The organism is Devosia sediminis, from assembly GCF_016411825.1.
Lineage (GTDB): Bacteria > Pseudomonadota > Alphaproteobacteria > Rhizobiales > Devosiaceae > Devosia > Devosia sediminis.
The window spans coordinates 231,369-255,148 of record NZ_JAEKMH010000004.1 but is presented as its reverse complement, the minus strand read 5'-3'; the positions used below and the strand labels follow the sequence as shown (position 1 = coordinate 255,148).

Below are 23,780 nucleotides of genomic sequence, written 5' to 3'. Positions count from 1 at the left end.
GTCAAGCCCGAGGGTGACGGCCGGTGAGTGACGGTCGCAAGAGCGGTCAAGCGCATCGCCGCTCCGCTCCCGCCATCCAGCTTTCACGCGTCAGTTGGGTGAGCACATGGGCCACATTGTGCTGCAGGGCATGGGAAAAGCGCATGTCGCGGCCGGTTTCGACAAAGCCGAGCTTGGCCTTGAGCTTGAGCGAGGCGCGGTTGTCGTGATGGGCGCTGGAGAAAATGGCGTCGCCATTGGAGCGGGCAAAGTGCCAGTCGATGACGGCGCTGGCTGCCTCGGTGCCGAGACCCTTGCCCCAATGGGTGCGTGCCAGCCAGAAGCCCAGTTCGGGCCCTAGTGCGACGCAGCCGATGAGGCCCTTGCCGGGCAGATCGACGATGAACAGTGCCCGCTCCGGATGGCCGGCGGGCGGGCCCCGCAGCCAGTCGCTGGCCATGGCAAGGGTGAAGGGAAAGGGCAGCGGCGTCAGCCAGCGGGCAACGGCGAAATCGCTGACCCCGAGGGCAAAGCAGGGCGCGTCATCCGGGCGGGCCGGGCGGAGGATCAGCCGGGAGGTATGGAGTTCGGTCATCTCTCGTCGAACTCCAGCCGCATCAGCACCATGGTCTTGCCGGCAAGGTTGTTGCTGGCCTCGACCACCGTATCCGTCTCCACAAATCCCGCCTTTTTGAGGACATTGCGCGAGGCGGCATTGGTCTGGAGGGCGCGCGAACGCAGCCTGGTCGCCCCCGCCGCGCGCGCCGCCGCGACCAAAGCCTGCGCGGCCTCGGTGGCATAGCCATGGCCCCAATGGGGTTCGCCCAGCCAGTAGCCGAGCTCGGGTGTGCCGTCCGCCGCGAAGGTCAGGCCGACAACGCCCAGCAGCTCATCGTCCCTGGTGATGGCGAAGCAGGCTTCCGCGGCGCTGGGCACGATTTCATTGATGAAGAATTCGGCGTCGCTCAGATGGTAGGGAAAAGGCAGCCGCGCCATCCATTTGTGGACGTTGACGTTGTTGCAAAGCTGCGCGATGGCCGGAGCATGGGCCATTGTCGGGGTGACCAGGACCAGGCGCTCGGTGCGGATGGTGGCGGGCAGGCGGTCCTTGAGAGTGGTCGCGACGCTGGTCATTGGCAAATGCTCCGGGAAAGAAAAAAGGGGAACCGGCTGACCGGTTCCCCTTCGCATTTGCTGTATGTCGCCAAACGCCAAGCCGGGGAACAGGTCTCCGGCTGGGTTGTCAGGCCTGCCGGGTTATTCGGCGGCCTCTGCCGGGACGACAGACACGTGTACTTTATTGTTCGCGCGGGTGCGGAACGCGACGGTGCCGTCGATCAGGGCAAAAATGGTGTGATCCTTGCCCAGGCCGACGCCGGTACCGGTCGCCCACTTGGTGCCGCGCTGGCGGATGATGATGTTGCCGGCGATGACGGCTTCGCCGCCGAACTTCTTGACGCCGAGACGACGGCCAGCGGTATCACGACCGTTGCGGGATGAACCGCCTGCTTTCTTATGTGCCATTGTCTAGCTCCTTATTCCTTATCGGCCTTCTTGGCCGGGGCCTTCTTCGCCGGCTTTTCAGCGGCGGTATCTTCGGTGGCGGCGGCCTTCTTGGGCGCTGCCTTCTTCGGTGCGGCCTTGGCCTCGGTGGCTTCGGTAGCCTCAGCCTTGGGCGCAGCCTTCTTGGCTGGGGCCTCTTCGGCGACGGCTTCGGTCTTCTCGGCCTTGGCAGCAGCCTTGATCGTCGGCTTGGCGCCGCCGGTCAGGATCTCGGTGATGCGGACGGTCGTCAGCAGCTGGCGGTGACCGTTGCGACGACGCGAATTGTGGCGGCGGCGCTTCTTGAAGATGATGACGGTCTTCTGCTTCTTGGTCTCGACCAGTTCGGCAGCAACCAGGGCGCCTTCCACCAGCGGGGCGCCGATGGTGTCGCCAACCATGAGGACCTGGTCGAAGGTGACGATGTCACCGGCCTCGGCCTCGAGCTTTTCGATCTTGATGACGTCGTTGGCAGCAACCTTGTACTGCTTCCCGCCCGTCTTGATAACGGCGAAAGTCATATTCATGCCGATTGGGTTTTCCCCACCGGTCCCTATCTGTCGCGCTCTGCGGCGCCGCGGATTTCGTGCCAGTTCCGCGGGCTTTTCGAGATGATGGGGCTGAAGAATTCAGCCGGCAGCCTCGAGCAGCGTTTTCAAACAAAACCAGCGCACCGGACGGACCGGTGCGCAGATTGGTGGGCTTATCGGGGGAAACGCCCCTGGAGTCAAGCGCCAGGCACAACCAGGGGACGTCAAATGCTGACAGTGTGCCAGCAAATTGGTTCAGCCCTGGCCGTTCGGATACCAGTTCCGGATCCGCACCTCGACGCCCTGGTCCACCTCGGTCTCGAGCGGAGCGAGGTCGCTGTCGCCATAATGGTAGGGGTAAACAATGGCGGGCTTGAAGGTGTTTATGGCCTCGATCGCCTGCTCCACCGTCATCGTATAGGGCAGGTTCATGGGCAAGAAGGCGACGCTGATGCCTTCGAGCGCCAGCATATCTTCGGTCGGCTCGGTGTCGCCGGCAGTATAGACCTGGGCGTCGCCAAAGGTCAGCACATAGCCGTTGCCGATGCCTTCGGGGTGATACTGCATGCGCTCGGGCGTGGTGTTGTGGGCGGCCACGGCGCGGATCGGAATGTCGATGACGGAGCCGTCCTCGCCATTGGCCATGGCGGTCGCCTTGGCCTTGAGGCTTTCAGGCAGCTTGGAATGGACATCGCCATTGGTGATGAGCACGGCATCGCCGGCAATCGCCTCGAGCGTCGGGACATCGAAATGATCGCCATGCCCATGGGTAATGAGAATGGCCGACGGCCTGGGCAGGCCTTCATAAAGTGCCGCGCCGCCCACCGGATCGACATAGATGGCCTTGCCGTCCCATTCGAGCACGAGGCTCGCATGGTCGATCGGGTGGATGGTGACGTCACCGGCGCTGGTGGTCAGCGTATCGGCCATCGGCGTCTCCTGGGCCAGGGCGGGAAATGCCGCGAGATTGGCGGTAAAGCCGGCAAAGGGCAAGCCGGCCATGCCGGCAACGACGTTTCGACGGGTAACCATTGGGGTAGTCTCCCTCTCCTCGTGAGGCCCGCAGCATAGAACAGCAATCGCGGCCGGGATGGGGCGGCACGCAAATGTGAGCACGCCCACGAGAAATTTGCGGACGGCGGGATGCACAAGGGGTGTTGCAGGCTCGCGGCTGCTATGTCATAAGCCGCCCCGTATCGACCAGCCGCGCCCGATCCGGGCGCTTTCGATCTCGCGGAGAGATGGCAGAGCGGTTGAATGCACCGCACTCGAAATGCGGCATAGGGGCAACTCTATCGGGGGTTCGAATCCCTCTCTCTCCGCCACTTCCGCTCCAGACCCGCGGAATTCCTCGGAAGCCCGGTTTATCAAGGACTTGTAAACGCGCTCTTGTTACAAAGAGGTGTTACAAATTGGGCCTTGCAATGACCACTCCCTGGCTGCACCCCAAGACCAAGGTGTATTACTTCCGCAAGGGCGTGCCGCTTCGCATGCAGCCGCTCTTGGGTGGCAAGAAATTGGTGCAGATCTCGCTCGGCACCAAGGATCCGCATGAGGCACGCGCCGCCCACATCCTGATGGCGGCCGAGGTCGCCAAGGATTGGGCGGCTCTGCTGGAGGCGCCGCGCGACCTCCCTGTCGTGCCCGTCAAGATGGACAAGAAGGCCCTGGTCACCATGGCCGGGGAGATGTACGACGCCGAGATCAAGAAGCACGAGAACGGCGAGGGCCCGTCCGATCAATGGCGCAAGAAGCTCATGCGCCTGCAGCGGGCGCTGCCGCCCGAGGAGCGCGACACCGATCAGCCGCTGCCGTTCACCACGGGCTGGGCCTTCTCGCCGGGGCGCAATGCGATCCTCATCATTGGGGATGAGATCCGCGCGTTCCTCTTGAGCAGAGGCATCAAGCTGACTTGGGACTGCCATGTGCTGTTCGCGCAGTATGCGGCGAGCGCCCTGGCGCAGGCCTATCGCGTGCTCGAGCGTCGTGCCAAGGGCGATTTCCGCCCGGATCCCGATCGGGAGCGCTTCCCCAAACCCGTGCCCGGCACCACCTGGCAGGCGTTGTTCGAGGTCTACTGCGTCGAGCGCAAGCCCAAGGCTTCGAGCCTCAAGCGCATGCGGGGCGTGCTCACGGCCTTCTTCGAATTCCTCGGGCATGACCGGCCGGGCCTGGTCACCGATGACGATGCCATTCGCTGGAAGCAGAAGCGTCTCAAAGAAGTGGCGATCCAAACCGTCCGCGATGCCGACATCGCCCATCCGCGGGCGCTGTTTCGCTTCGCTAAGGCCAACAAGTACTTGCCCACCAACCCCTTCGCCGATGTCACCGTGGTGATCAAGGGCGACAAGCGCTACGATCGCGCGGGCAACGTCAAGAATACCCGTGAACTCGAATATCGCCCGGAAGAGGCTGAGCAGATCCTGCGCGCCAGCCTCGTGCCATGCGGCCCAAGGATGACGGAGGAAGGTGCTGCCGCCCGCCGTTGGATTCCCTGGCTCTGCGCCTATACCGGGGCGCGGGTCAACGAGCTGACGCAGACCCGGGCCGAGGACATCAAGCAGATGCGCTCGCGAAACAAGAAAAAGCTCATCTGGATGATCCACATCACGCCGGAGGCCGGCCGGGTGAAGGACGACGACGAGCGCGACGTCGCCATCCATCCGCACCTGATCGAGCAGGGTTTCCTAGACTACGTGAAGAGCCGCGAAGGCAAGTGCCTGTTCTACGAACCCTCTCGCAGCCGAGGCGGTACGCCTGCCCACCCCCAGTACGCCAAGGTCGGCGAACGCATCGCCGCCTGGATTCGCAGCGACAAGGTCGGCATCACCGACCAGCGCATCTCGCCCAACCACGCCTGGCGGCATCTGGTGCGCAGTCAGTTGCTCGACGCCGGGATCCAAGAGCAAGTCATCAACGGCATCGATGGCCATCAGGCCAAGAGCGTTGGGCAGAAATACGGTCGCATCTGGCCGGAGGTGTCGCTGAGGGCGATATCGCGCATCCCGCCATACGAGGTTGACTGAAGCCCGCCCGATGGCGCCTCGTCCCTTCGAGGGCAGGGAAGGCGGATGTCAATGATCAGCCGCCGGGCCCGGTCGGAGACCGGTGGCGTCGGGCGTTCCGGGCCTGCGCTTCCGAGCGATCTCGGATGCCAGGCGGCGGCGGAACCCGTTCATCAGGGCCCCGAACGGAACCCGGGCGGGAGCGGAAACGAGCCGCTCCATCTCCTGCATGAACTCCTCAAGCTGCTGAAGCTGCTCTTCCATCACGTCGAGGGACATCGTGGGTCTCTGCCAATGCAGCAGCGTGTGATCGAGGATTTCTCTGATACCTTCGGCCAGGTCTGCGGGCGTGAATGGCCCATCTTTGACCTTGCCGAAGGCCCGCGTCATCAGGTCCTCGAATTCCGCCTCGAACGCCCGCTCTTGCGACACGCCGATCAACCGGCCCATCCTCTCCTGAGTGAATTCGTACAGTTCGTGATCGCCGAGTTTGTGGGTCGCATGCCAGCGCACGCCGGCGAGGGCCTCTTCATCGATCGACGGGTTCACTTCTGTTCCGGTCAGGATGTCGACGGCGTAACTGGCCCGTGCATCCTCCTTTCCCGCATAGGGCATGCGCACGCCGACGGCGACGGCGTTTAAGAGTTCGAAGTAGACCAGCATTTCATGCCGTTCGGCACTGGCCATGAGCGCCACGATGTGTGTCACCTTGCCCGGGGCGGAGATCCACGGCTGGGACGGGATGAAGTAGAATGTGCCCGGCGGCATTTCGGGGCTTTCCGGATCAAATCGGCCGATATAGGCCTGCAAATCCGGGTGCGGTGGATGCCCGTGGTGAACCGCGAAGATCGACGCGGAGACGAAGAGGGCCGGGAAGACGACACGAGGCCCAATCTGCAGCTGTCCATGCAGCATGCCGTCGGGCCAGCTCTGCTCGGTCACGGCATGCTTGATGGCCTCGTCGATGTCGAAGTCAGGATGGTTGGCCTTCACCCGGCCAAGCAGGGTGCGGAGCTCCTTGAGATTGCGGGCCGCAATATGGATCGCGGTGCCACCATCGATCTGCTCCTCCCGGTAGTCCGGTCTGTCCATTTTCAATGGCTCGCCGAATTCGACCACGTAGGTGCTTCCGCTCTCGTCGGTCATGCGCGTCGGCTGGTTCTGGCCCCGGTCGCGCGATCCGTTGAGAAGGGTCATCACCGACTGGAACGCCTGGATCAGAGGCAGGTCGATCTTGTCGCCGACCAGGCCGTTCCCGTTCTTGGACAGAATGCCCAATGGCTTGAGGCGTCCCCCCAGCGCACTGGGAATGACGTGCGCCTTCGAGTCGTTCTCGCGCGTGATCTGTTCGTCGGTGATGATGCACTTGGCAACGCTGGTCTCCCGCCTGCATATCGCCGGCGAGGCGATGTGGTTGGACCGAAGACATGGGATGGGTTCCTCCCTTTTCCAAGTCCTTCGGCAGGGTTGCCAGCGAGGCGCCCGCCCGCAGGCATGAGAAGTGGAGCGTGCGCCTTGCTGCCCATGGCAGTCAGCACCAATGCACACGCCCCTTGCGCAGCCAGAAGTGCGACTTGCAGCCAACATTGCGCCAGACGGAAGGACTAAGCGTCGGCCGGCCGTCGTCGTCGATCGTGAAATCCCATCGGGGCCGGGCGCCGGGGATCACCAGCATCTCGATGACGTCGCCACAGCGGCATGGGCATTGAATGCCAATGCTCCAGGGTTCGCCATCGTCGACCGCCAGCACTAAGTCACGCGCCGGCATCCGGGGTGGCAGGCGGTCACCTGCAATGACGTGCAGGCGCCGTGCCGGTCCGAACCGGTCCAGCAGTCGGTGCACCCATTTCGGCACCCCGATCACGGCTGATCCCTTCCCGGTCCCAAGGCCGGTAGCCCTAGCAACGGCTCCTCGTCTCCGCGTGCCAGAGCGGCATCGGGCACATGTTCGAAATCGTCCTCGTTCCGGTATTCCTCCTCAGCCGCGGCAAGGCTGAATTCAGTTCTTGCGAAACCACGATTGCTGTCGTGACGGAAGCGGAAGGCGCGAGCGATGAACTCCATGACGACTGCCGAGCTGGCCCGCATGTTGAGCGAGATGACGGATGGCGCCTGTTCCATCAGACCTTTGATGTAGCCGGCCTCGAGTTCCTGTCTGAACGCTTCGGGATCGACCCTGCGAAGGTATTCGGCACGGAGGCCTTCCGGGGTGTAGACGCCACGGTCGCTCAGGGTAGCGCCGCCGGGCTGAACGTAGTCGATACGCCCGCACACGTCGGCGATCGCCATCCCATCGATGGCCTTTCGCGTTGGAATGACGACGCCCACATCGAACAAGGGAATGAGGAACGCCGCAGCGATGAGATCGGCGATCTGGCGAGCCTCCTGCGTGTCCACGCAGCTGAAGATCACGTCGCACTGGGCAACGGCCAGCACCGCGTCGCGAGAGGCGACGGTCTTGGCGATCGGCACTGCCACGCCGGGGCCGCGATAGGATGCCACCGCCTCTGCGAACATCTCGACCTTGAGGCGGTTGGCCTCAGCATCCGCCAAAGTCGCATAGATGATCCGGTTGAGGTTTTTGCGCTCGATATGGTCGAAATCGACCAAGGTCACCCGCGCACCCATCCTGGCAAGCTGCTCGGCCACCAGTGAACCTGTCCCGGAAACGCCGATGACGGCGATGGAGAGGCGCCCGAGTTCTTTGCGCATTCCCGTCGTGAACGGCAGCGGCCAAGGTGCCAGTTCGGCATCTTCGATGGCATCGTTCCACCAGTAGTTGATATCGTCACCGGCGACGGTCGTCAGGTCCACGGGCCTGACGCTCATGTCGGGACGGTAAAACCGTGCGCGTATGGCGCCATCGGGGGTCATGATGGCCGACCCATGCTCTTGGCCGAAAGCCGCGAAGAGCGCCGGCATCGTCGATCGGTCGCTTTGATCGTCGACCTCGGAGAACTGCAACCAACCTCCCGGATGGGAGTGGATGAGAATGACCAGGAGAGCATCGCGCTCCGCCCGATCGATGGCCTGTTCGATGAAGTCCCCCGGCCAAACTACACGGTCGGGCATGCGCAAGGGGCAGGCATCGTGGGGAACGAGGATCACCTCTCGCACCAGCAAACGTCGTTTGTCGCCCGCGGTCGCCTTGCAGAGGAGAATGGCGGCGGCCTCGTTGCCGTCACCGCAGATGAGATGCGCCTTGAGGGCTTGGTGGGCACTTCCCGAGAGAACCAGGGTATCGCGCCGGCTCATTCTCCAACCTCCTTGGCGATCGCCGACTCGACCAGAGCGAGGTGGGTGACGACGTTATCGCGACGGGGGTTCCAGACGGCGCCTTGACCCCGGTGACGCGACCAGGTCTGGAAGGTGATGCCGCCGATGACCTGCTGCATCAGATTTGGAATGGCGCCGCCATCCGTTCTGGCCAGAGGCGGGTAGACATAGAACATGTCGATCTCCGCTTGTGGATATGTCGGCGGCACCAACAGCGCCAGCTGCACCGCGCTGGCCTGATAGCCGGCGGGCACGGCGTAGTCGGCAATGAGCAACCAGCGGTGCCCGCCCTCCAGGATCGTCTCCCAGGCGAAACCGAGATTGTCGAGATAGGTCGAGTCGACCGGAAGAATGTCGAAGTCGCGGCGGGGCGCAGTGCGCGCCTCGCCGTTGTCGACCTGCTTGGGGGTAAGGCGAATCTTCTCGATCCCGGGCGTGCGCAGATCGATCTTGTCCGTCGCAGCAAGCTGGCGCTTGGGCTGCCCCTCGACCTTGAGAACGATGATCCACGCGCCGGCATCCTCGAACCCGGCCTTGAGCAGGGCATCGGCCGCAACGATCTCTGGAACGTTGGACGTGATCTTGACCCCTTGCACCGAGAGCTCCCAAACCGCCTTGCGGCTCTTGAAAGCCTCGACACCGTCGCCCTCGATGGGAATGAGGTCGTCGTCGATGACCGAACGGTCGGGCTTGTCCTGGCGCTCCAGGAAGAGCAGATCGTCGGGAGGGATGCCGCCCAGCTTGCGGACGATCGCGCCGGAGACCACGGGCGCCGGCCAGTCGACTCGGTCGCCGTTGATGGTGATCCGGTCGGTGCCGCTGGACTGGGCAACGATGAAGCGCGTGCCCTTGCTGAGGTTTGCCTCCTCGTGGAGGCGCAGGTCCTCGAGGTCGTTGTCCTCGCGCCACTGAAGAACGTGGGCCTGCTGATCGTCGGAAAACCCGCTGGCTTTGGCGATCTGTCCCCCCGTCGGGGTGTCGGTCTCCAGTTGAACGGGACGGAACACCAGATCGGTGCCGGCAACCGAGATGGTCGTCTTCTTGCTGCCGCGAGCCAGCGCGGCGCTGTTTTCGATTTCAATCATTTTCATGCCTTATGAACGCTCCCACAGCGGGAGCAATGTAAGCGTGGCATGAGTCTGGCGCGAGCGCAACAACATTGATCCCGCCATGGGAGCGATTTCACTTGTGCGACGCAGTCTGATATGCGATTCGTCATGAAGTTGATGGGGATAGGCAGGCTGACGGGCTTCATCTCATCCAGCGATCCAGCGCTAGGCGGCTTTGCTCGAGCCCTCGTCGCGGAGCTGGAGCATGGTTGTTGGGACGACGAAGCGGCCGTGCGGAGTCACTACCCAACTGCCGACGTCGACGGCCAGCATGTGACTATCTACCTCGACGCAGACCATTGCGTCGTCCTCATGTTCGAATATGATTCGCAGATGGTCCTCGTTCGCTCCGCGGGCCCATGTCGGCCTGCAACGTCCTCGCGGAAAGAAAGTAGAAGCAAACCTTGATCGTGCGCCCTATTCGCAGTGAAGGCGACTATGCAAAGGCTCTGGAACGGGCCGAGGCACTCATGGCGGCGCCGACGCCGGATGAGCGGGATGAGTTGGAGGTCCTGCAGGCGCTCATCGAGAAATGGGATCAGCGCCAATATCAGTGGCACGCGCCAACGCCCGTTGAGGCGATCAAATTCAGGATGCAGCAGCAGAACCTGAAACCACGGGATCTTGAGAGCTATATCGGTTCGAGGGCCCGCGTTTCGGAGGTGCTTTCCGGCACGAGATCCCTGACCATCGACATGATCAGGGCACTCCACCGCCATCTCCATATTCCGGCAGAAATCCTGCTCGGCTCGCCTGCGGAGTTGCCCAAGGACAGGATGGAGCCATCTCCTGCTGCTTTGCGAACACTTCGGTCGTTTCGCCTGATGAAGGCGAAAGAGGATGCCGGAGCATTTGTTCGCCGCGCATTCGGAGACTCGTCACCGATCCCTCTGATGCGCAAGACCCGCACCGAGAGGACCAATGCGAAAACGGATCTGGCCGCCCTGGAAGCGTGGTGCGCCGCGGCGGTCATCAAGTCCCAGCAGCTCGATGTAGGTCCGCCCCAGTCTGGCCTTGGAATGGACGAGGCACGACAACTCGCTGCGCTCAGCTGCGCCGACAATGGTCCCGCACAGGTGGGTGCCAAGCTGGCTGGTTGGGGCATTGCCTTCGTGGCCTTACCGCATCTTCCCGGCACGTTTCTCGACGGTGCAGCCATGTGCAGAGCGGACCGGACCCCTGTGATCGCCCTGACCATACGGCATGATCGGGCGGACAATTTCTGGTTCACCTTGCTCCATGAATTCTGTCACGTAACGCATCACCTGGGGAAAGATGCCCCGATCATTGTCGACGATCTCGACTTGAAGGGTCATGACGCGATCGAACAGGAGGCAGATACTTTCGCCCAGAACGCGCTCGTGCCCCCAAACATCTGGCGGCTAGCGAATTCTGCGGACATGACAGGCGAAGGGATCAAGGACGTGGCACGGAAGGCCGAGGTACATCCCTCGATCGTCGCCGGGCGTTGGCAGCGAACCTTCAACGATTACAGACGTTTTTCCAAGCTGATGGTGCGTGGGGAGGTACGTCAGCAGTTGGGCATTGAGGCAGACTAAGGATCGTGGTCCTGCACCAAGCCAAGGCACTTCGCCGGCGAACGGTCCTTGCGCACCTGTCTTGACGTTCGCAGGCACCGGTTAGACCCCTGCTATCGCTGAGGTGGCACGGCCGGGCATCGTGAGCTCTGGCTTGCGTGCCCAATCGAACCCAGCGTGGGTGTCGTTCTCCAGGTCTACTTCTTCTTGCCCTGCAGGGCTTCGGTCGCATCCGAAAGCAACGCTTCGAGCCTGGCTATGGTGGTTTCGGAGCGCTCGTTCCGTTCCAGGTCGGCTTCGCTTCTCGAAAGACGAAGCTGTTGATCAGCCTCGAGAAGTCGCCGCCGCAAATCCTCGCACTCACCGGTTTGGGTTTCGTGTGCTGCGCGAAGGCCGCTCAACTCGTTCTCGAGCCGCGCATTCTCGACGGCCAGGTCCTGCAGCTCAACGTCCTGCTCCTCAAGCAGCAGCGACAGGCGCTCCGACAGGGAGCGCAGACGCTCTCCTTCAGCCTTCACCCCGGCCTGGTAGATTTCCGCGAGGGCGGACCGGGCCAGTTCCACAACAGCGGGCGGAACAGCATCCGGCTCGACGGGCTTAGTCCGAAGCACGCGCAGATGGCCAATCACGGTGCTCTTGCTGCCGCCGCCGATACGCTTTATCACGTTCTCGGCCGTAGCCTGAATGCCGCTTTGGCGGAGTGCTGCCACAGCGTCTCGAACGCGTTCCAACGTGGCGATCTCGTTACTCATTTGCTGGATCTCCGTGTTGTGTACCGTACTGTACCGGTACAGTGGAGATGGCCGGCTGGACCGGCCATCCTGGAATGCATCTGGTTGGGCCTAGGGCGAGATCGGTTCGGCCGCCGCGTATCGGGACGCCGCTGAACGTGGCGTGGCGGCGCCCGTCAGCGAGGCGCGTTCGCTCATTGTTGTCGCGTTGAAGACGTCGATGACCTGATGGCGTGTCAAGAAACGCTCTTCGACAAGCCTTGCAGCCAGAGCGTGCAAGTGGGGCAATAGCTGCTCCAAAACCCCCGTGACCGCATCGAGCAAGGTCTGCAGGTCCTCATCGATGCAGTCAGCGAAAGCGGGGTCTTTGAGCAGAAGGTCCTCGACGTTCCGGTGATACAGCAGCGACGACGACATGCCGAGCTGAGCGCGCATGCTTGCTGCAAGCGCTGTGGCCATGCGCAGGTCCAGATTGGCGCCGTCGCTCGGATCATCGCCGAAAACGAGGGTTTCCGCGGCTCGGCCAGCCAACAGCATCATGATGCGAGCCTGCAAGGTCGCCCGTGTTGCGGGTCCAAGTGGATCGAAGGTCTGGACACGTCCCGCCGAGCCCGCGTTGCCAAGCACGGATATGCTGTTCAAGACTGGCGCGCCGGGCAGCACCAGGCAGGCGATCGCGTGGCCGGCCTCATGCACAGCCACGCGTTCCAGAAGAGCTGCGTCCTCGATATCGGATGCGGCCAGTTCGGCTTCGATGTGATCCAGCGCAAAAGGCGAGCCAAGCCCTCGGGCCTGCTGACGGGCAGATCGAACGAGATCCATGATGGCGGCCGATGTGGCACCTTCGGTCAAGTCGAGAACCCGACTGAGATCCTCGCCTTCGAGCTCTCCACGCAGGTGGAAGCGCAGGACATGCTCTCGGCCCTCCCGGTCGGGCGGCTGCAGTTCGATCGTCCGGGACAATCGACCAGGACGACGAAGAGCGGGGTCGATGAAGTCGGGCAGATTGGTCGCCGCGACGACCACAAGGCCCGGCAGACGTCCAGAAGCGCCATCGAGGAGGGTGAGCAGCTCATTGATCATGCTTGTCGTGAAGGAGCGGTTGTTATCGGCGGCGTCCCTCCTCGAGAAGCTGTCGATCTCGTCGAGCAGCAACAATGCCGGTGCAGCGGCCGCTGCGGCATCGAACTGCTCGCGAAGCGCTTTGAGAACGTCGTTGAGACAGCCGTCGTTGTCGAAGATGCTGGCCATGGAGATTTCGAACAACGGAAGCCCAAGGGAGCGGGCAAGCACCTTGGCGAAGTAAGTCTTGCCGTTGCCCGGAGGGCTGACAAGCAGACATGCGGTGTCAAGATCGATGCCCGGCAGCTTACCCTGCTGCCATGCCGCGATATCGCGTTTGACGCTAAGACCCCATTCGCGAGCCATACCGAACTCGATGCAGTCCTCCAGGTCCGGCAGCCGCTCGTGCCCCGTCTGGTTGATGGACTGACCAAGTCGCTGCAGGGCCCTCACAATCCTGACGGGCTCAAGACCATGACGGATGCAGCGGCAGACCAAGGCAGGATCAGGGTGAAGCACGAGGTCCTTGGGGAAGCGCGGGATCGGCTGTTCGAGAACCTTGCGCATCGTCGTCCTGACCATTCGCGCATCATGTCCCCGCACGCGAATGGTCAAGTCGGCCAACGCTGCGAAGGCGATGGGGGCCTCCTCGCCCTGGGTGATAATGGCAATGGCAGGCAGTGCATGCTGCAGCGCGTGCAACAGAAGGGTGCTGGCTTCGCCAGGGGGGCAGGATGCGGTGACCGACACCGCGGCGTTCCCAGGGAGAAGCTGGCGGAGGCCTTCCTCCACGATATGAGCATGGTGCAGGCTCGGCACGACGAGCACGAGGCCGTACTGCTCGCCATTGATGAGCCGCCCCAGAACGGCACGGGGCAGGCTTGCCTCGACAAGTGCGATGCCCAGGAGCGATCGCGGATCAGCAGTGCAGGTGTCCTGATCGGTGCGGTGAGTGGAATTCTTCAAGACTGTGAGCTTGCGCATCGAAATCATTCTCTGTGATGAAGCTGTCTGCGGGCTACAAGCGGGTGGATGCCCAGGTGCCGGGGTGCAGCGGCGTCGAGCGATCAAGGTCGACCATCCCCTGGCCGGCCATGGCCAGCACGACGCCGATGGGGTCGGAGTGGTCGACCAAGGCATGCGCGGTCTCTGCAATGGTGCTGATGCGGGTCTTGCGCAGGTGTTCGAGGACCGCATCCATCTGGGCGCGAGTGAAGCGCGTGTTCCTCGCCTGCGCCACGACACGGGCCACGGCGCTGCGCGTTTCGGCGCGCAGCCAGCGCTGCGGCACCAGGATGCAGTTGGTGCGCAGGGCCCGCGCTTCCTTTTTCACCTCGTGCAACTCGAGGCGACAATCCTCATGCCGCCAGATGCGGGTCGGCACGCAGATCGCGGTGATCATGCGTCCTTCGGCGGCCAGGCGGATCACATAGGCGTCCACGGGGCTGAAGCCCGCGCTGGCAAGAAGGTGCTGAACCACCGGATCGTCCCCGAGACCCATGAGCTTGGGATGCGCGGAGATATAGTTCTTCGCGTTGTTGCCAAGCTTGCGGTGCTCGTGGAACAGACGCGAGGCCTTGGCGTCGTTGAGGTCGAAAAGGGGCGTCGCTCCGCCCAAAGATGTGGCGAACATCTTTAAACTCCAAGTCAAGGGGTGCGTCGCCACGGATGCCGAAGGGCATGCATGCGTTGATCACGATAATGGTCAAGGCCTTGCCCGACGAAGAAATCAGTATCACGCCATCTTGATCTAAAAAAGATCAATTGATCGGAAATAGATCATAGCGTCGATACTTGGTTAATGCCTGCTTTCCTTGGCGGCATCGGAGACGGTCGAAGGGAGCGCTTTTCGCGTCGCACGGTTCGTAGCGTGCTCCATGGCCACGCGGGCGACTGCAAGCTTGGCGCGTTGACAGGCCAGATTGAACGCCTCATCCCCAAGCGCCTCCTGCACTCCTACCAGGCGCTCGAGCAGATCGAGGAGGCGCTCACGCATCGCGTTCCTCCACCGGAATGGGCCGTGCTCGCATGAGGTGATCGAACTGGTCGCCCGAGATGGCTCGGTCCCTGACGAGCAATTCAGCCACCGCAAGGATCGACGAGCGATGCGCGTGCACCAGTTCGAGCGTCTTGGAGTAGAGTTCAGCGAGTTGAGCATCCAACGCGCGGATCAAGCTCGGATTGCGCAAGGCCACCGCCAATGCATCCTGCGGTTCGGCCATGAACATCAACGAAGCGCCAAGTCCCCAAGACAGGTGACATGATGCGACCAGCGCACTTGCCCGCGCAAGATCGCTTTCGTTGCTGCCACCCGCGCCGCCGCTCACCGTACCGAACACCATCTCCTCCGCTGCCCGGCCTGCGAGAAGCTGAACGACGAAGTCGAGATTGTCCTGAAGGCTCAAGATCGGCTTGGAGTCCTTTTCGTAGATTACGCGGCCCCCAATGCTACCGCCGGTCAACGCGATGCTCTTCACCTGCATGGTGTTGAGCACGTCGGCCGCCACGGCATGGCCCGCTTCGTGAACCGCCACGCGATAGTTGTCTTCCTGCGACATAGACGATGTGGGGCAAACCGCCTCGACGAGGTCGGCCAGCATCATCGGGCGGGTTTGCGATCGGGCGATGGCCTTGGCGCTCTTGATCCAACCCACCACGTCCGCGCCGGTATGACCCAGCGACAGTGCAGCGACACCGGACAGATCCGCGTCCGCAAGCTCGGCACCGAGGTGCTGACGATAGATATGGACGAGCTCGGTCTCGTCGGGTGGACTGATCCACAGCACCTGATCGAGCCGGCCTTGGCGCACCAGCGCTGGATCGAGTCGGTCCGGGTGGTTTGTCGCGCCGATCACGATCAAATTGGCTGCGGCGGACGAAGTGGAACCGTCGAGCACCGTCAGGAAATGGTTGACCACCGGCGTCCACCATGACGCATGCCTGGTATCCAGGGTGGAGCGGCTGGGGATCCCTTCCAGCTCGTCCAGGAAAATCAGCGCCGGTGCGACGCGGCTGGCGTTCGCAAACAGTGCGTCGATGCCTTTGATCACAGAATCCAGATAGCCCGAAGTCGTCGCGAACAACGTCCCCATGGAGCTGGCGAAGAGCGGGATTTTGGCGGTCTTCGCGAGGGAGCGGACGAACGCCGTCTTTCCGACCCCCGGGGGACCGGCCAGGACTGCATTGCGCTGGATGGCGGACATCGGCAGCTCACCCCGGCGCCACAGGTCCAGATCCTTGACCAGACGCTCTCCCCAAGCCCCCACTTCCCCATACCCGCGCAGCTCGGACAACAGCGGGGCCGCCTGCACCAGCGGATCGACCGCAGCGGGTGTGCCGGCTGCACGAAGGCGCTTGAGGCAAGAGGCGGCCGTAGTGTCGGCGCGGATGGCGGCCATGGCCTGGATAAGGCCTACGCCAGCGATATCCTCGGATTTCAGTCCCCGAGGACGGCTACCCGTGGCATTGAGAATGGCTCGGGAGACGTCGGCAATGCCGATCTTGTCGATCTTAACCTCGATGTCCGCCGCGGCGGCCACCGGCGAGAGGGGCAGCTGCGGCGTCGACACGCAAAGTACCCTTCCGCCCGCCGCGAGCCTGGTGATGCTCTCCGAGTGTGCGGTATCCTTGTTCCTCGTCGTGCCGGTCGGCTCGATCACCCTGCTCCAGCGACCCATCATCTGGGCCACCGAGACGATCGGAGCCACCCAGTCGCTGGACGGCAGGTGGATCGAGACGCACAGCGCGGGTGCCGTTTCGAAGATGCCGGCCCGTGCGCCCAATGCATTCTGCAACAATGCGAGCGGCACGAGCGCGCCGGCGTTCTTGGCTCTCTGGATCAGATCGAGCTTCTGCTCGTCATGATCGTGATCGTCGTCATCGTCACGCAGGTTCTCAAACATGGTCGCCACCGAAATGGTTGGTGGCCACGCGCAAGCAGCGGGCATGGAGGTCGTAGTAGGTGGAACGGTCGGCGCGCATGGGCCCTCCGCGATCTGGGTCTTGTGGACAAGAACACCGTCGATGGCGACATGCGGCTCAAGCGGCATGCGAGAAGGAGGGGGGCGGGGCCCGTCCCAAGCAGATTGGATGACACCTCATCTTCTTCAACCCCGACGGAACAATTTATTTGGCTTGCCCGTCGCCCGAGGGTGCTGGACAATGATGCAATGGATTCCAATGAGACGAGCCCAGCCGTGACATCGGCCCAAATTCGGGCTGCCCGTGCCCTTCTCGGATGGTCACGTGCAGAGGCGGCGCTTCATTGCGGCGTGGGCGTCGCCACGATCTCGAGAATGGAGCGGGACGAGCGACTGCCAGGGGATCGGGTGCTGGACAGCATGATCAGCGCATTCGAGAAGAGCGGCATCACGTTCTTCAAAGATGCTCGCGGTCATGGGGTGGCAATCGCAGAGCGCGTATCGGCCTGACATCCCGGGTCGCCGAAGCCATCGGCATGATGGCGGGCAGCTGTCCGCCCAAGATAAAGGGACGCTTGCAATTCCTGACGTTGCGACCCATTCTTCCGCCGTGCAAGTATGATTTGATATTTGCTGCGCTGCGACCTACAAGCCGCTTCATGAACCGGCTTGCCTGCGCTTGCGGATTCGAATCTCGGTAGAAGTGGTGCGATGACCAAGAGAGCCTTCCTGATTGCGGACAAGATTCTGCGCGGGCCTGCCCTGGCCATGCTGCAGGCTTCGTACGCCTTGAGGAGCGATGTTCAAGGGGTGGCTGCGTTTGACCGCGACGACTCTGTCGTCGTCGTCGTGGACCCGGACAGCTTCTCGCTGGCCCGGCTATCGGACGCTGTGCGCGACGCCATGCGCGGCGCAGCCGAGCTGAAGATCGTCGCGCCCAGCGCCATCCAGTACTTCGCGTCGAAGATGCAGAAGACCGATCCGATCTTTGCGGCCATCAATTCGCTGGCCAAGTTCGCCGTCGCCGTGCAGGACGCTCCGGTGTTCCGCGTCATCGACGAAACCAAGGGTGCGGATGCGCAATACAAGCACCAGCTGACCTTCAGCTCGTTTCCATCGGACTTCGCGAAGGTGCGGTGCGATTACGTCGGCGCCGATGGCGCCATCGTCGGGCTTGATGCCGTCGGGGTGCCCGGGGAAACCAGGCCTGTCGCCGTGCCGCTGATCTTTTACCACTCGGGTCTGGCGGATCAGCACTTCGAGCCGGGCAGCCTGATCGTGCATGAGAACGTCGGCTTCGATTTCGAACGTCTGGCGTTCGACCAGCTCATGCTGCGTTTCCCGTCCCGGTCTGCCGGCGCGGATGAGATCGCGGATCTGGCGCAGCGATTTGGACTGAGTGTCGAACAGGTGCAAGCAGCTTGGAAGCATAATCGTGAGCAGTGGGATGCCGTGCGCTATAAGCTGGGCGTCCTCGGCTGCATCATGCCCGGGCCCGTGGCTCGAGGCACGGATCAGGCATTCGACCAATTCTCCCATCTCATTCTGTCGGGTGCACTCAAGCTCGTTTCGCGCATCGACGCGGCTGTGCCACGGATTAGGCACATCGGTCTGCCCATCTTCGCCCGCAACGGCGTTAGCATTCCGCTCGGGCCGGAAGGCATCGTGGTCGATAAGCAGGAATTCTCGAACCAGAGCATCGTCGATCGGATCGAAATGCTGTTGCCTCAGGCTCTTGCAGCGACATTTGATCTGGACACCAGTGCAAATGCACGAACTCCGGTTGTGACTGATTCCGAATAGTCATAAACCTTCGACGCGCTGAGCCGCGTCGGAGGATTCGTGTGCCTGACCAACTATATCAGTATTGCGTTGGGTACCTTTCCCAGGAGGCGGCAGGCGATGAGCAGGTCATCGTCGACTGTTCCCGAATTTACCTCGTCGATGGCCAGCCGATAGGCTTTTCCGATACCCTGCGCCAATCCACTGCTCTCGACCGTTTGTCGGATGAGCAGATGCTGGGCCGGAACAATGCCAAGGGCCAGGACTCCATCCATTTCCAGCAGCTTCGTGCCTATGACCTGGCGACCAGGATAATTAGGCACCGCCATGAGCTGGCTCCCGGCAGGACCCTCCGTGTCGCGGTCGTTGGCGCGGGCTTTTCGGGAGTGACGGCAGTGCTCACGCTGCTCAACGACCCCGACATCGACGTCAATGTCGCCCTGTTCGAGCACCACCGGCATATCATGCCGCGCTTCGCTGGCGCTTTTGGCCGGCGTGTCTATCCTTATCATCACCTCCGCGTGCCTTCGCAGGTGATGATAGCTTCCGCGGGCGATGTGCTTTGGTGCTGCCCGGCCAAGGGCACCGACCAGATGGAATTCGGCGGGATTGACAAGGTGCTGTCATGGGCGCCAGGCCCGATCGAGAAGGTGGCCAAGCAGGTCAAGGATTTCGCGGAAGAGGAATTCCTCAAGCACACCGGCGAAGGCCGGCTCGAGGTGCGGCTGCAGACCAAGGTCAAAGGCGTCTACCCGGCGGATGGGAATGTTTCGATCATCGATTGGGTCGATTACGAGGATATCAACGACGACAATACCGTCACCTCCATGGAAGAGATGGACGACGAGAGCAGTGAACGCGAGACGTTCGACGTCGTGATCCTGGCGCCGGGAAGTGGCCGCGATGCCGTTTCGCTGCTCGGCCAATCGAACGCGGAATACTGGACGCCGAGCCGTCTGGTGAACGCCGAGCCGGCTGCCGGGCGGCATGAGGTGGCGGTGATTGGTTCCGGCAACTCGGCTGCCAGTGAGGTCTTCAACTATCTGCTGCCGGAGCATGGCTTCGCCAACTTCCTCGATGCGCTGCAGAAATGGCAGGAAGACGAAGAGCTCGGCCCGAGCGTGAAGAAGCTGTTGAACATCGCTTACGATGGCGAGATGACCGAGGTTGGGTTCGGGGAGCTGCTCACCAAGCAGGCCTGGGATCAGCTCGCCGCCGCATTCAAGTCGAAGCTGGTCAAGAACAGGGTTTTGAATTCTTCCAGGCTGGTGGGCGTAACCGTCTTCGTGAGAACCAACGATCCGTTGTTCAGCACGATGAACGGCATCAACAAGTTCCTGGTCCTGCTGCTTGCACGTCTGGGCTACGTCGAAATCCGCAACGTCTATGACGAATACGGCATCACCGCACCAAGTGCCGCGGATACCTATCTGATATCGATCCGCGAACGCATCCCGGTCATGAAACTGCCGAACGGTGAGGAACTGCTGCCAAAGGGCAGCACCCATTGGACCCAGATCTGCAATTGCAGCGGCGTGGACAGGACCTACCAAAACGTATTCGCCGGCACGACACAGTCGGGCGAGCCGCACGTGATGCTCTATCAGGTCGTTGGCGGCGGCGAACGGAAGTGGTCACTGCGCGAACTTTTGGTCGCCAAGCAGGCTGTGCTCCAGCGGGCGAGCAAGGCTGCCGAAGCGATCAAAGCTGAGGTCGTCACGGCGCAGGAACGCTGAGGCCTATAATCGCTCGAGAAGAACGCGTGCCGTATCAAGCTGAGCGGCCACGGCGGCACGTGCGCGTCGGCGATAGGATTCCTTCACGGCCTCAACGACCCGTGCCCAAGGCAAGCGCATCAGACGTTCGGAGATGGTGGCGTGATCGCCAGCAGCCAACCGTCCGGCAGCGCCTTCATCGAGCATGTCCTGATCGGCATCGTAGATGGCCGCTGCGATGGCATCGATGTCTTCAGCTCTCGGCAATTCATGTGCTGTCACTTATCAGCTCCGTCGCCCAGATATTGGCCGCTGGTACCCCACCCCACGATAGAGCGGACGTGTTAAAAAACAGCTTCGTGGAACCAACGCCTCGCACCAAGGCCGGTTCCGGAGTTGCGGCATCCTGCCGCCGGCCCAACGACCTCAGGTCACCGCCGCCTGAACACATCTGGACCTGATGAGCGGCAAGGAAACGCTCGGCGGGGGAAGTCCATCGACCGCATGTAACGTCGTCGCCACTCCCCACCAAGCTGGCCGACATTTGCATCGAGGCTGTGGCCAGACTTGCTGGGCCGAGCGTCGGCAATACCACGTTCGCTCAAGACCCGGGGAACATCGAAGCTATATCGACGGCCAAGATCCGCCGTGGAAGATCGTGGGGAGCTGCTGATCTCCTGCATGTCGCGAACAACCGAGTTGGCGCGATTGGATCTGCCGTGGAGGTCCGATGCCGCCACAACGCAGAACAGAAAAAAGGGCGCCGGCCATCAATGGCCAGCGCCTTTCCGATTGAATGTGATCGGCCTAGAAGAAGGGGACCGGCTGGTTGCCCAGATCGAGACCCGCATCTTTCAGCAGTGCGTGGGTGATCCGTTCGAAGTCGCCGCTGGCCTGCAACTCGGTGAGGCGACGATTGGTGTTGCCAGCACCGTGCTTGCCCGCCACCGCAACCATGGTGACGTTGGCACGCACCGCCGCGAAAAGACGGTCAAGGTCGAAACGCGCGGTGATGAGACGTTCCGCGGCGCGGGGAGACGCCTCGATCGAGGTCAGTTTGCAACGCACGATCTTCCACTGATCCTCGCTCATGGCAAAACCCTCCTTCTGGCAGATCGGATGCTGAAGGAGCGGATGATCGACCTCCAACATGCGCTCCAGCGGCTTCTTCTTGGTGCGGAGCTTGCCGAAGAAGGCATGCACCTTGGTACCGCAGGTTTCGCTGACCACATCGACGAACTGCTGCAGGGCCACTGCCGACTTGCGCAGCTTGTTGAAAGCCTTCCAGTAAGCCGAGTTGCGGAAACCATCCAGGTCGACGGTGGTCTTGAGCGGCAAGTCGTGGGTTGCCGCCAGGCAGACCAGCGAAAGGAAGCGCTGAAGACGATCCGCAGGCAAGGTGCCGAAATAGGCCTTGATGACCACGTGATCGGAGAGCGCGCCCGCCCGTGCCGCGTCCAGAGCCCAATCGGCCTGCTTGAGCATGCCGGCGATCCGGGTGCGCTGCTCGAACTTGATCAGCTTGGGATCATCCTCGTAGTCGTAAACGTCCTGGAACACCAGCATAGGATCTTTCACGCCGACCGCAGCGCCGAAGTCGAGGATGGTGCGCTGGCGGCGACCGGTATCCGAGGTCACCTCCAGCTTGACCGTGCTCACGATGGCCTGGATGATGCGACGGACTTGCTCGTCCTGAGGCGTGACAGCCTTGAAGGGGCCCGCCGCGATGTAGGCGTCAATGCTGTCGCGCAAGGTGGGAAGATCGCCTTCCGCGAACGAAGCATAGTTCGGCGTGCGCATGTTCGAGATCTCACCCTCGAGCTCTGCAATACGCACGAGGTTCTTCTCGAGCAGATCCCGATAGTTGTGCATTTCAGAGGCGTCGTAGGCCATCTGACGATTCTTGTCGTAGCGCTGGCGTTCGCGAATAAGCTCCGCCGCCTTTTCCACGCGCTTCGCTTCGATCTCGAGAGCCCGGGAGCGAATGCCGTCCACCAGCTCGCGCTGGAACGCCTCTTCGTACACCTGGTCACGAAGGACGTCTCGCATCTTGATCAATACACGCGCCTCGGTGCGGTCATAGGGGAACGCGACCGACACGCAGTTGCCACTGCGAACATGGTTGCTACAGACCAGGTGACGCCCCTTGGCGGACTGATAGGCCGCATGAGCCTTTTCCCCGCAGTCGCTGCACTCGCACTGGCCGGACAGCAGCATGGGCTCTTTGGCGCCCTTCGACACCATCGGACTGGACTTGTCCCGTGCATTGAGGATGTTGATCACCTGGGCGCGCTCCCAGACCTCCTTCTGCACGATGATGAGATCGGGATTGAAGGTGCGGTACTCCTCACCGTCGCCGCACTTGTAGACAACCCATCCCGTATAGATCTCGCGCTTGAGAATGGCCAAGACGCTCGTAGTGCTCCATTCCGCTGTGCCCGGGCGGGGGGCATCGATGCTTTGAAGGTAGCGTGCGATCGTGCCCGTATCTTCGCCACGAGTGCGCATCTCGTAGATCGTGTTGACGACCTCCCGGTTGGCGTTGGGGCGAATACGTGCCCTGCCGGAATACTCATAGCCGAAGGGGATGCCCCCATGGATTCGCCCCTTCTTCATGCTGGAACGACGGGCGCGCAAGGAACGCTCGCACAGCAAACGATATGCTGCGACCGCACGCGCCGCGGCCTCGAGCAGACGAGGCGCATCCACGAGGCCGTTGCGGTCGTAGACACGAATGCCGTTCTGGCGAAGGATCGGGCCGATTCGGAAGAGCACGCCTTCGTCGCGCAGCATGCGGTCGATGTCTTCGACGAAAAGCACGCAGCCGTAAGACTTGGGATTGCTAAGCTTGGCGATGAGAGCCATCAGGCCCTTCCGCTGCTCCCACGTGACGCCGCGAATGCCATGGTCGAAGTAGCGGTCGGCGATGGGGGGCAGCCCGAACTTCAAGACAGCGGCGTCGGCATCTTCGTCCTGTCTCTCCTTGGACACCGCGAATTCACGCGGATTGACCGAGGTCCGGCCGTAGGTGTTGGTCTCGTCCGCAAGCTTGCGGTTTGCGACCTTGCGCTTCTTGATGAGGTCGTTCTTCTCCATCTGAAGAACGAGCAAGGCGCGCTCAATGTCATCCTCGGAAACCGGAGGAAGGTCGGCACTGGCCAAGCCATACACGGATGTCGAGTCCATGTTGGCGTCGGTGGTGGCAGAAGGATTGATATAGAACTGGTCGTGATCGAAGGTGTCCAAGGACATGACTTCTCCTTCACCATCAAACACCCTTGACCGCGCAGGCAACAAAGGGTATCTAGACGGTGCTAGTGATAGCGACTGAGCAGCTGTTGATGTCACTCTATGGGCTGCTCGGCGACGAATTAGGAAGAGGCACTTGGGGTCCAGCCCAGGTGCCCTTTCTTTTTTATGTGTGTGGATGCCGGGTGCTGGCGTCTCCTGCACCGTTGGGATGTCCGCAGACATGCCCTCTCAACACCCCCTATTGACCTCGTAAGCGAGGTAAGGTTAGCTGAGCCGGTTGCTACTGATGGTGGCGATTGAGCAGCGCTTGATTCGCGTTTAGGGCTACTCGGTGATTTG

At 62.2% G+C, this 23,780-nt stretch carries 21 protein-coding genes and 1 tRNA gene; 6 read left to right on the top strand and 16 right to left on the bottom strand.

Features of this window, described 5'->3' with window-relative positions; translation table 11 throughout:
• Positions 1-46: 46 nt before the first annotated feature.
• The 5 genes from JEQ47_RS16945 to JEQ47_RS16925 all read right to left on the bottom strand — a co-directional run bounded on the left by JEQ47_RS16945 (position 47) and on the right by JEQ47_RS16925 (position 3,083).
• Positions 47-574 carry a GNAT family N-acetyltransferase gene (locus JEQ47_RS16945; RefSeq protein WP_198877603.1) on the bottom strand — a complete coding sequence of 176 codons (528 nt, stop codon included), beginning with the start codon at positions 572-574 and terminating at the stop codon, positions 47-49.
• On the bottom strand, positions 571-1,113 hold the full coding sequence (locus JEQ47_RS16940) for a GNAT family N-acetyltransferase (protein WP_198877602.1): 543 nt from the start codon (positions 1,111-1,113) through the stop codon (positions 571-573). Before JEQ47_RS16940 ends, JEQ47_RS16945 begins: the two co-directional genes overlap by 4 nt.
• Before the next feature lie 123 nt (positions 1,114-1,236).
• Complete coding sequence (gene rpmA, locus JEQ47_RS16935; RefSeq protein ID WP_198877601.1) at positions 1,237-1,503, bottom strand: 50S ribosomal protein L27; 267 nt, start codon at positions 1,501-1,503, stop codon at positions 1,237-1,239.
• Between the two features lie 11 nt (positions 1,504-1,514).
• On the bottom strand, positions 1,515-2,042 hold the full coding sequence (gene rplU, locus JEQ47_RS16930; RefSeq protein WP_198877865.1) for a 50S ribosomal protein L21: 528 nt from the start codon (positions 2,040-2,042) through the stop codon (positions 1,515-1,517).
• Positions 2,043-2,306: 264 nt separating this feature from the next.
• Positions 2,307-3,083 carry an MBL fold metallo-hydrolase gene (locus JEQ47_RS16925; RefSeq protein ID WP_198877600.1) on the bottom strand — a complete coding sequence of 259 codons (777 nt, stop codon included), beginning with the start codon at positions 3,081-3,083 and terminating at the stop codon, positions 2,307-2,309.
• Positions 3,084-3,286: 203 nt separating this feature from the next.
• Here JEQ47_RS16925 and JEQ47_RS16920 point away from each other — a divergent pair.
• Together JEQ47_RS16920 and JEQ47_RS16915 are read left to right on the top strand one after the other, a co-directional pair.
• Positions 3,287-3,376 (top strand) — tRNA-Ser (locus JEQ47_RS16920).
• A 99-nt stretch (positions 3,377-3,475) separates the two neighbouring features.
• On the top strand, positions 3,476-5,077 hold the full coding sequence (locus JEQ47_RS16915; protein WP_198877599.1) for a DUF6538 domain-containing protein: 1,602 nt from the start codon (positions 3,476-3,478) through the stop codon (positions 5,075-5,077).
• Between the two features lie 48 nt (positions 5,078-5,125).
• On the opposite strand, the gene JEQ47_RS16910 is transcribed toward JEQ47_RS16915, so the two are convergent.
• The 4 genes from JEQ47_RS16910 to JEQ47_RS16895 form a co-directional block, all read right to left on the bottom strand.
• A complete protein-coding gene (locus JEQ47_RS16910; RefSeq protein WP_198877598.1) occupies positions 5,126-6,334 on the bottom strand; it encodes a hypothetical protein in 1,209 nt (402 codons plus the stop codon).
• 253 nt (positions 6,335-6,587) lie between these two features.
• A complete protein-coding gene (locus JEQ47_RS16905; RefSeq protein ID WP_328769423.1) occupies positions 6,588-6,920 on the bottom strand; it encodes a ubiquitination-like system serine protease family protein in 333 nt (110 codons plus the stop codon).
• The gene (locus tag JEQ47_RS16900) at positions 6,917-8,311 is read right to left on the bottom strand and encodes a ThiF family adenylyltransferase (RefSeq protein WP_198877597.1); all 1,395 of its coding nucleotides are present in this window, start codon (positions 8,309-8,311) and stop codon (positions 6,917-6,919) included. The genes JEQ47_RS16905 and JEQ47_RS16900 overlap by 4 nt, the downstream gene beginning before the upstream one ends.
• A complete protein-coding gene (locus tag JEQ47_RS16895; protein WP_198877596.1) occupies positions 8,308-9,417 on the bottom strand; it encodes a multiubiquitin domain-containing protein in 1,110 nt (369 codons plus the stop codon). Before JEQ47_RS16895 ends, JEQ47_RS16900 begins: the two co-directional genes overlap by 4 nt.
• Positions 9,418-9,851: 434 nt before the next feature.
• Here JEQ47_RS16895 and JEQ47_RS16890 point away from each other — a divergent pair, with 434 nt between their 5' ends.
• The gene (locus JEQ47_RS16890) at positions 9,852-11,000 is read left to right on the top strand and encodes an ImmA/IrrE family metallo-endopeptidase (RefSeq protein ID WP_328769556.1); all 1,149 of its coding nucleotides are present in this window, start codon (positions 9,852-9,854) and stop codon (positions 10,998-11,000) included.
• A gap of 176 nt (positions 11,001-11,176) precedes the next feature.
• On the opposite strand, the gene JEQ47_RS16885 is transcribed toward JEQ47_RS16890, so the two are convergent.
• The 5 genes from JEQ47_RS16885 to JEQ47_RS16865 all read right to left on the bottom strand — a co-directional run bounded on the left by JEQ47_RS16885 (position 11,177) and on the right by JEQ47_RS16865 (position 16,674).
• The gene (locus JEQ47_RS16885; RefSeq protein WP_198877594.1) at positions 11,177-11,731 is read right to left on the bottom strand and encodes a DNA-binding protein; all 555 of its coding nucleotides are present in this window, start codon (positions 11,729-11,731) and stop codon (positions 11,177-11,179) included.
• A 90-nt stretch (positions 11,732-11,821) separates the two neighbouring features.
• Positions 11,822-13,756, bottom strand: coding sequence for an AAA family ATPase (locus JEQ47_RS16880; protein WP_198877593.1), 1,935 nt, complete (start codon positions 13,754-13,756; stop codon positions 11,822-11,824).
• A gap of 34 nt (positions 13,757-13,790) precedes the next feature.
• Positions 13,791-14,405: a hypothetical protein gene (locus JEQ47_RS16875; protein WP_198877592.1), complete on the bottom strand. Its 615-nt coding sequence runs from the start codon at positions 14,403-14,405 to the stop codon at positions 13,791-13,793.
• Between the two features lie 165 nt (positions 14,406-14,570).
• Positions 14,571-14,768, bottom strand: coding sequence for a hypothetical protein (locus JEQ47_RS16870; RefSeq protein WP_198877591.1), 198 nt, complete (start codon positions 14,766-14,768; stop codon positions 14,571-14,573).
• Positions 14,761-16,674 carry an AAA family ATPase gene (locus tag JEQ47_RS16865; protein ID WP_198877590.1) on the bottom strand — a complete coding sequence of 638 codons (1,914 nt, stop codon included), beginning with the start codon at positions 16,672-16,674 and terminating at the stop codon, positions 14,761-14,763. Before JEQ47_RS16865 ends, JEQ47_RS16870 begins: the two co-directional genes overlap by 8 nt.
• Between JEQ47_RS16865 and JEQ47_RS21215 the strand changes: the two genes are divergently transcribed.
• The 3 genes from JEQ47_RS21215 to JEQ47_RS16850 all read left to right on the top strand — a co-directional run bounded on the left by JEQ47_RS21215 (position 16,633) and on the right by JEQ47_RS16850 (position 20,210).
• A complete protein-coding gene (locus tag JEQ47_RS21215) occupies positions 16,633-17,202 on the top strand; it encodes a helix-turn-helix domain-containing protein (RefSeq protein WP_198877589.1) in 570 nt (189 codons plus the stop codon). The genes JEQ47_RS16865 and JEQ47_RS21215 overlap by 42 nt on opposite strands.
• Positions 17,203-17,403: 201 nt before the next feature.
• Positions 17,404-18,495 carry a hypothetical protein gene (locus JEQ47_RS16855; protein WP_198877588.1) on the top strand — a complete coding sequence of 364 codons (1,092 nt, stop codon included), beginning with the start codon at positions 17,404-17,406 and terminating at the stop codon, positions 18,493-18,495.
• Positions 18,496-18,536: 41 nt separating this feature from the next.
• Positions 18,537-20,210 (top strand): FAD/NAD(P)-binding protein, encoded by a 1,674-nt coding sequence (locus JEQ47_RS16850; RefSeq protein ID WP_198877587.1) that lies wholly within the window; start codon positions 18,537-18,539, stop codon positions 20,208-20,210.
• Between the two features lie 3 nt (positions 20,211-20,213).
• On the opposite strand, the gene JEQ47_RS16845 is transcribed toward JEQ47_RS16850, so the two are convergent.
• Positions 20,214-20,471 (bottom strand): hypothetical protein, encoded by a 258-nt coding sequence (locus tag JEQ47_RS16845; protein ID WP_198877586.1) that lies wholly within the window; start codon positions 20,469-20,471, stop codon positions 20,214-20,216.
• A 525-nt stretch (positions 20,472-20,996) separates the two neighbouring features.
• A complete protein-coding gene (locus JEQ47_RS16840; RefSeq protein WP_198877585.1) occupies positions 20,997-23,435 on the bottom strand; it encodes a recombinase family protein in 2,439 nt (812 codons plus the stop codon).
• Between the last annotated feature and the right edge of the window lie 345 nt (positions 23,436-23,780).

What these genes read in the sequence shown, in the direction of transcription:
- JEQ47_RS16945 (WP_198877603.1), bottom strand. Translation starts at nt 574, where the DNA reads ATGACCGAACTCCATACCTCCCGGCTGATCCTCCGCCCGGCCCGCCCG.
- JEQ47_RS16940 (WP_198877602.1), bottom strand. Translation starts at nt 1,113, where the DNA reads ATGACCAGCGTCGCGACCACTCTCAAGGACCGCCTGCCCGCCACCATC.
- rpmA (WP_198877601.1), bottom strand. Translation starts at nt 1,503, where the DNA reads ATGGCACATAAGAAAGCAGGCGGTTCATCCCGCAACGGTCGTGATACC.
- rplU (WP_198877865.1), bottom strand. Translation starts at nt 2,042, where the DNA reads ATGACTTTCGCCGTTATCAAGACGGGCGGGAAGCAGTACAAGGTTGCT.
- JEQ47_RS16925 (WP_198877600.1), bottom strand. Translation starts at nt 3,083, where the DNA reads ATGGTTACCCGTCGAAACGTCGTTGCCGGCATGGCCGGCTTGCCCTTT.
- JEQ47_RS16915 (WP_198877599.1), top strand. Translation starts at nt 3,476, where the DNA reads ATGACCACTCCCTGGCTGCACCCCAAGACCAAGGTGTATTACTTCCGC.
- JEQ47_RS16900 (WP_198877597.1), bottom strand. Translation starts at nt 8,311, where the DNA reads ATGAGCCGGCGCGATACCCTGGTTCTCTCGGGAAGTGCCCACCAAGCC.
- JEQ47_RS16895 (WP_198877596.1), bottom strand. Translation starts at nt 9,417, where the DNA reads ATGATTGAAATCGAAAACAGCGCCGCGCTGGCTCGCGGCAGCAAGAAG.
- JEQ47_RS16885 (WP_198877594.1), bottom strand. Translation starts at nt 11,731, where the DNA reads ATGAGTAACGAGATCGCCACGTTGGAACGCGTTCGAGACGCTGTGGCA.
- JEQ47_RS16880 (WP_198877593.1), bottom strand. Translation starts at nt 13,756, where the DNA reads ATGCGCAAGCTCACAGTCTTGAAGAATTCCACTCACCGCACCGATCAG.
- JEQ47_RS16875 (WP_198877592.1), bottom strand. Translation starts at nt 14,405, where the DNA reads ATGTTCGCCACATCTTTGGGCGGAGCGACGCCCCTTTTCGACCTCAAC.
- JEQ47_RS16870 (WP_198877591.1), bottom strand. Translation starts at nt 14,768, where the DNA reads ATGCGTGAGCGCCTCCTCGATCTGCTCGAGCGCCTGGTAGGAGTGCAG.
- JEQ47_RS21215 (WP_198877589.1), top strand. Translation starts at nt 16,633, where the DNA reads ATGATCGTGATCGTCGTCATCGTCACGCAGGTTCTCAAACATGGTCGC.
- JEQ47_RS16865 (WP_198877590.1), bottom strand. Translation starts at nt 16,674, where the DNA reads ATGTTTGAGAACCTGCGTGACGATGACGACGATCACGATCATGACGAG.
- JEQ47_RS16855 (WP_198877588.1), top strand. Translation starts at nt 17,404, where the DNA reads ATGACCAAGAGAGCCTTCCTGATTGCGGACAAGATTCTGCGCGGGCCT.